The organism is Methyloceanibacter marginalis, assembly GCF_001723295.1.
Classification (GTDB): domain Bacteria; phylum Pseudomonadota; class Alphaproteobacteria; order Rhizobiales; family Methyloligellaceae; genus Methyloceanibacter; species Methyloceanibacter marginalis.
Genome location: NZ_LPWD01000308.1, coordinates 1 through 5,686, shown reverse-complemented (window position 1 = coordinate 5,686; position 5,686 = coordinate 1). Strand labels below are relative to the sequence as shown.

Genomic DNA, 5,686 nt, shown 5'->3' with positions numbered 1-5,686 from the left:
CCAGCGAGGGCGTGGCGAAGCGCGTACCGCCCTTCACATAGAGGAACTCAGGCCGGGTCTTGAGACGTCCGATGGCCGTCACCGGGGAGGCGGGGCTGGCGCGCCTAAGCAGACAGGCGCTTGCGCCCCTTGGCTCTGCGCCGCGAGATCACCTTCGGCCGGCCTTGGTGGCCATACGGGCCCGGAAACCATGCCGCCGCTTGCGGACGAGCCGCGATGGTTGATAGGTGCGTTTCAAGGACTTTCTCCTGCCATCCGTCCGCGCTCTCAGAAAGCGAAAGCGGGCCCTGGAGGCGAAAAGGTTCGGGGCGGCTTATAGGTTGGCGAGGAGCGCAAGTCAATCAATCCGGCGCATTCCCCGGTCTTTTACGTTTTGGAGCGCCGCCAATTGCACAAAAATGCGCCTCTTGGCCGCGAACTCCCGTTCGACACCTTTCCCGCTGTTGTGGCCGCGCCCCAAAGTCGGTTAATCAATATCGAGTTCCCTCCCAATGCACGACGTGCACGCACGCGCCGGAAGCCAGTCCGTAAATATGCCAGACCGCCAAGTTGCGCTGATAGGGCCGTTTAGCATCACGTCCACTGACGGCGCATCACAAGGGCGCGACAAGCCGTTCCCAGGCCTGGTCGGGCCTGCTATCTCTTGGCTATTGGCAGCCAGGGAGTACCCTTCAGCATGGACACGGTGCAGCACATGGCCCGCGGGGCCGGTCACTGGCTCAAACGGCTGTGGCCGCTTCTGCTGCTTCTCGGGGTCGCCGGGTTGATCGTCGCCATGGGCTGGCACCGCTACCTCACGCTTGAGCACCTGGCCAATAATCGGGAGAGCCTACGCGATCTCATCGAGGGCCATTACCTGCTCGCGCTGGCGGCCTTCGTTGCCATCTACGCCGTCACCGTGGCGCTATCGCTCCCCGGCGGCGCCGTTTTGACGATTGCCGGCGGATTTCTGTTTGGCTGGCTGACGGGCGGCATTGCCTCGGTCATCGCCGCCACGGTCGGCGCGACGGTCGTGTATCTCGTGGCGAAGACCACGCTGCGCGACTTCCTCGTGGCCAGGGCCGGCCCCCGGCTGAAGCGGTTTGCCGATGGCTTCCGCGAGGACGCATTCAGCTATCTTCTCTTTCTGCGGCTCGTGCCGGTGTTTCCGTTCTGGCTGGTCAACCTGGCGCCGGGCCTACTGGGCGTGGCGTTCGGGACCTACGTTCTGACCACCGCTCTGGGCATCATCCCGGGAACTTTCGCCTTTGCGCTGGCGGGAAACGGGCTCGACAGCGTCGTCGAGGCGCAGCAAGCGGCCCATCAATCCTGCCTTGCCAAGGCGGGAGAGGGCGGTCAAGAGTTGTGCCCGTATGGGCTCGATCCCAGCGCGTTGCTGACGCCAGAATTGATTGCCGGCTTGGTGGCGCTAGGGCTCGCGGCGCTCATTCCGGTGGCGGTAAAATGGTTCAGGCGCCGGCCGGCCTGATTGGCTAAATGGGGGACTAGGCGATTATGGAAGAGGTGCTGAAGCCCGACCTCTGCGTTATCGGCGCGGGCTCAGGCGCTTTCGGTGGCGGCGGCGGCGGCCGAATTCGGCGTGCCTGTCGTGCTCATCGAGAAGGGCCTTATGGGCGGCGACTGCCTCAACTATGGCTGCGTCCCATCCAAGGCGCTGCTCGCCGCGGGCAAGCGCGCCGACGCGGTCCGCACCGCCTCCACCTTCGGCATCGACGTGCTCGAAGCTCAGATCGATCACCGCGGCATCCACGATCACGTGCACCGCGTCATCGCCAACATCGCGCCAAACGATTCCGTGGAGCGGTTCACCGGGCTCGGCGTCCGCGTGATCCAGGCACAAGCAAGCTTCCTCGACAAATTCACCGTGGAGGCCGGCCGCGTGCTTGTGCGTGCGCGCCGCTTTGTGATCGCTACGGGTTCGTCGCCCACGATTCCGCCCATCCCCGGCCTCGACGAGGTGACCTATCTCACCAACGAGACCATCTTCGACATCGGAGAGCGCATTCAGCATCTGATCGTGCTGGGCGGCGGCCCTATCGGACTGGAGCTCGGCCAGGCCCATCGCATGCTTGGCTCACACGTCACCATTTTCGACACGCAGGACTTCCTCGCCAAGGAAGATCCCGAAGCGGCCAAGGTGCTGCTCAAGCGGCTCCAGGATACGGAGGTGGTGATGTATCCCAACACGCGGGTGGAGCGCGTGGAGCCCTCGGTGCAGGGCGTGGCTGTGCATTTTCACAAGGACGGCGAGAGTGTCATCATCAAGGGCTCGCACATTCTGGTTGCCACCGGACGCAAGCCAATTCTGAAGCCGCTCAGTCTCGACCGCGCCGGCATCGCTCACACCGACCACGGCATCAAGGTCAACGAGCAGCTCAAAACCTCCAACCGCCGCGTCTACGCCATTGGCGATGCAATTGGCGGTCAGCAATTCACGCACCTCGCCAACTATCACGCCAGCATCGTCATCAAGAACGCGTTGTTCCGTCTGAAGCCGGACGTCAGCGCCGTGAACATTCCGCGGGTGATCTATACGGACCCGGAGCTAGCTCAGATTGGTCTCACCGAGCAGGAAGCTCATAACAAGCACCGGCGCATCCGCATTTTTCGCTGGCCGTATGCCGACAACGACCGAGCGCAGTGCGAGCGGAAAACGGAAGGCTTCATCAAGGTCATCACCAAGAAGGACGGCACGATCCTCGGCGTCACCATCGTGGGCGCGGAAGCCGGCGAGCTGCTTCAGCTTTGGATCGTCGCCATGGCCAAGGACATTCGCATCGGCGACCTCATCTCTCTGGTGCTGCCTTATCCGACCCTTTCGGAGCTCTCCAAGCGGGTGGCTTTCGCCTACTACCAACCCACCCTGTCCAAGGGCTGGTTGCGCACAATTATCGGCCTGCTGCGCAAGCTGGGCTAGAAGCGGCATTTACGGAAATTGGCCCGATTTTCGGGTATCATAAAGGAACGCGCCGGGACGCGTGCCGGCGCCCCCGCTTGAGAACTGGGCAAAGAGCGCTGTCGTGAACCATCAGACTCCAGGCGAGGAACGGGAACCGCGGCGGATCTCCCGCACCGTGGCAGGTCTTTCGACCAAGGTCCTGCTGCTCACCATCGTGTTCGTCATGGTGGCGGAGGTGCTTGTCTTCGTACCGTCGGTCTCCAATTTTCGCCGCCAATGGCTGATGGAACGGCTGCAAGCGGCCCAGATTGCATCGCTCGCGGCCGAGGCTGCTCCCGGGGGCCGGCTACCCGCCAAGCTGCGCGACGAGTTGCTCGACAGCGCCAAAGTCAAGGCCATCTCCGTCAAGCGGCAGGATGCGCGCGTGCTCATCATCGAGATGGACATGCCGGAAGATGTCGATGGGTCGTACGATCTGCGCGACGCCTCCTGGATGACTCTGATAGCCGATGCGCTCATGGTCTATGTCGCGCCGGATGATCGCATCATTCGCGTGGTCGGCGAGCCGGGCTTCACGCCGGCGAGACCATTGACGTGGTCATGGAAGAGGGTCCGTTGAAAGCAGCCATGCTGCGCTACGGGCTCGACATTCTGGGTCTGTCGATCCTCATTTCGATCATCACCGCGGCGCTCGTCTTTCTCGCGCTCGACTGGCTTCTGGTGAAGCCCATCACCAAACTCACGCGCAACATGGTGCGCTTCGCCGAGCAGCCGGAGGATCCGGCGCGGATCATCGCGCCGTCGTCGCGGCGCGACGAGATCGGTACGGCAGAGCGCGAGCTATCGGCCATGCAGAACGAGCTGTCGCAGACTTTGTCGCAGAAGACGCGGCTCGCGGCGCTCGGCCTCGCGGTCAGCAAGATCAGCCATGACCTGCGCAACATGTTGTCAAGCGCGCAGCTTCTGTCGGACCGCTTGGCCGAGGTGAAGGACCCGACCGTGCAGCGTCTGGTGCCGAAGCTTATCGCCTCGCTCGATCGCGCCATTCGGCTCTGCGTTCAGACTCTCGATTTCGGTCAGGCCCAGGAGGCGGCGCCCCGGCGCATGCGCTTCGAGCTTGCGCCGCTCATCAAGGAGGTGGGCGACGCCCTTGGCCTGCCGCGCGACGGATCGGTCGACTGGCAGCTCGATCTGGAAGAGCGGCTCGAAGTCGACGCCGACCGCGACCAGCTTTATCGGGTCTTGAGCAATCTTTGCCGCAACGCCGTCCAAGCGCTCGAGAGCGAGCCGGGCCGACCGGGCGCGATCATGGTGGTTGCGCGCCGCGAGGGCGCCGTCGCGATCATCGACGTGGCCGATACCGGCCCGGGCGTACCGGAGAAGGCGCGGGCGCGCCTGTTCCAGGCATTTCAGAGCGTCGCGCGCAAGGGAGGCTCGGGTCTTGGGCTCGCCATCGCGGCGGAGCTGATCCAGGCCCATGGCGGCGAGATCGAACTCCTGAGCAATGACGGCGGCGCCACCTTCCGCGTCACCATTCCCGACGTGGTGGTCGAGCTGGAACGGGCGAGGCGGCGCCGCGCGTAAAAGGCTTAGGACAGCCTGCTACTCGGTCTTCTCGGCGCTCACGGGTGCGCCGTCTTGCGTGCCGTCCTGGTAGGCGGTCTCATGTACTTATCGCCGTCCTTGGCGATCTTGGTGGTCCACTCGTCGGACCAGTCGATCATGGCCGCGCCGTCTTCTTCCTTCCAAGAGCCGGACAGGCTTTCGCCGGCGCGATCGCCGGAGGCGGATCCGTCTTCGGACAGCGTGATGGTCATCGGCTTACCCTCGGTGTCTTCGGTTGTGTACTTACCCACGAAGCTGTTGCCGGCAGCGGTGGTGTCGTCCGAGGGGGCGTCGCAGCTGGCGACGGCAAAGGCGAGGAAAGCCGCGCCCAAAATGGCGACCGCGTTGCTGAAATATCGAATCATAGTGCTTCTCCCTAGTGATTGTCGGCCCAACATAATGGAAAACTGTTTCGTTTCACGCCGGGTTCCCTGCATTCGTGCCCGGTTTCCTGCACTTGCCTTCGATCTCTCAAGGTATTACCTAGGCGGGTCCCGAGCCGCCGCTGTAGCCGGCGCGCCTCGGAGCAGCCAATCCCGCTCAAATTGTTGCGGTTTTTCGGCTTATGCGCCGGTAGCTCAGCTGGATAGAGCACCAGACTACGAATCTGGGGGTCGGGAGTTCGAATCTTCCCCGGCGCGCCAATCTTCCCCCGTCTCCGAAAAGTGACGTGAGACCCACGGCGCAAGTCTGTAGAGTGAGCGCCTGTCGGGTCTTATAGGCACAAGGGCACCTTCCGGAAGTGACGAGACGCAGAAAGCAAAGTGGATTGGCCACGACGAGCAAGGTCACTCTGGCGGGCTCGCCGCTCGGCTGTCCTTGCCATGTCTGCGCGCTTTATGGTCACGCCGATGAGCAATACGCCGCCCTCGTGCCGTTTTTGAAGACGGCATCGAAGCCGGCGACCGGGTCATCTCGTTTGTCGACCCGGCCGAGCGCGATGAGCGCCGCAACCGGCTGCGTCACGCCGGCATCGACGTCGAGGCGGCGGAGCGGAACGGTCAGCTCGAAATTTCGGCGTGGGACGAGATCTATCTGCCCGGGGGCAGTTTCGATCCCGACGCCATGCTCGGCCTCGTGCAGGAGACCATCAACAAGGGGCGTCAACTCGGCTTCAAGCGGACGCGCGGCTGGGCCAACATGGAGTGGGCGCTGCGGGACGCGCCCGGCGTGGAGTTGCTG

Annotated in this window: 7 protein-coding genes, 1 tRNA gene and 1 pseudogene; 6 read left to right on the top strand and 3 right to left on the bottom strand. The window is 63.6% G+C overall.

Annotation, left to right across the window (positions count from 1 at the left end; all coding sequences use genetic code 11):
* Positions 1-104 precede the first annotated feature (104 nt).
* Positions 105-238 (bottom strand): annotated as a pseudogene (gene rpmH, locus AUC71_RS17905) (50S ribosomal protein L34).
* Positions 239-676: 438 nt separating this feature from the next.
* Here rpmH and AUC71_RS11460 point away from each other — a divergent pair.
* From AUC71_RS11460 to AUC71_RS11450, 4 genes are all read left to right on the top strand, one after another.
* The gene (locus tag AUC71_RS11460; protein WP_069624371.1) at positions 677-1,468 is read left to right on the top strand and encodes a TVP38/TMEM64 family protein; all 792 of its coding nucleotides are present in this window, start codon (positions 677-679) and stop codon (positions 1,466-1,468) included.
* Positions 1,469-1,552: 84 nt separating this feature from the next.
* A complete protein-coding gene (locus AUC71_RS11455; RefSeq protein ID WP_342021844.1) occupies positions 1,553-2,917 on the top strand; it encodes a dihydrolipoyl dehydrogenase family protein in 1,365 nt (454 codons plus the stop codon).
* 103 nt (positions 2,918-3,020) lie between these two features.
* Complete coding sequence (locus AUC71_RS21280) at positions 3,021-3,518, top strand: hypothetical protein (RefSeq protein WP_244500921.1); 498 nt, start codon at positions 3,021-3,023, stop codon at positions 3,516-3,518.
* Positions 3,500-4,483: a sensor histidine kinase gene (locus AUC71_RS11450; RefSeq protein WP_244500922.1), complete on the top strand. Its 984-nt coding sequence runs from the start codon at positions 3,500-3,502 to the stop codon at positions 4,481-4,483. Before AUC71_RS21280 ends, AUC71_RS11450 begins: the two co-directional genes overlap by 19 nt.
* Before the next feature lie 38 nt (positions 4,484-4,521).
* On the opposite strand, the gene AUC71_RS11445 is transcribed toward AUC71_RS11450, so the two are convergent.
* Positions 4,522-4,869: a hypothetical protein gene (locus tag AUC71_RS11445; protein ID WP_069624370.1), complete on the bottom strand. Its 348-nt coding sequence runs from the start codon at positions 4,867-4,869 to the stop codon at positions 4,522-4,524.
* A 202-nt stretch (positions 4,870-5,071) separates the two neighbouring features.
* On the opposite strand from AUC71_RS11445, the gene AUC71_RS11440 reads away from it, so the two are divergent.
* Positions 5,072-5,148, top strand: a tRNA-Arg gene (locus AUC71_RS11440).
* 199 nt (positions 5,149-5,347) lie between these two features.
* On the opposite strand, the gene AUC71_RS21990 is transcribed toward AUC71_RS11440, so the two are convergent.
* Positions 5,348-5,470 carry a hypothetical protein gene (locus AUC71_RS21990; protein WP_280139310.1) on the bottom strand — a complete coding sequence of 41 codons (123 nt, stop codon included), beginning with the start codon at positions 5,468-5,470 and terminating at the stop codon, positions 5,348-5,350.
* Here AUC71_RS21990 and AUC71_RS22760 point away from each other — a divergent pair.
* Positions 5,417-5,686: MEDS domain-containing protein (locus tag AUC71_RS22760; RefSeq protein ID WP_425283384.1), on the top strand; the 270-nt coding region annotated here is incomplete at its 3' end. The two genes, AUC71_RS21990 and AUC71_RS22760, sit on opposite strands and share 54 nt — an antisense overlap.

Coding starts and splice junctions, on each gene's coding strand:
- AUC71_RS11460 (WP_069624371.1), top strand. CDS start 677: ATGGACACGGTGCAGCACATGGCCCGCGGGGCCGGTCACTGGCTCAAA.
- AUC71_RS11450 (WP_244500922.1), top strand. CDS start 3,500: ATGGAAGAGGGTCCGTTGAAAGCAGCCATGCTGCGCTACGGGCTCGAC.
- AUC71_RS11445 (WP_069624370.1), bottom strand. CDS start 4,869: ATGATTCGATATTTCAGCAACGCGGTCGCCATTTTGGGCGCGGCTTTC.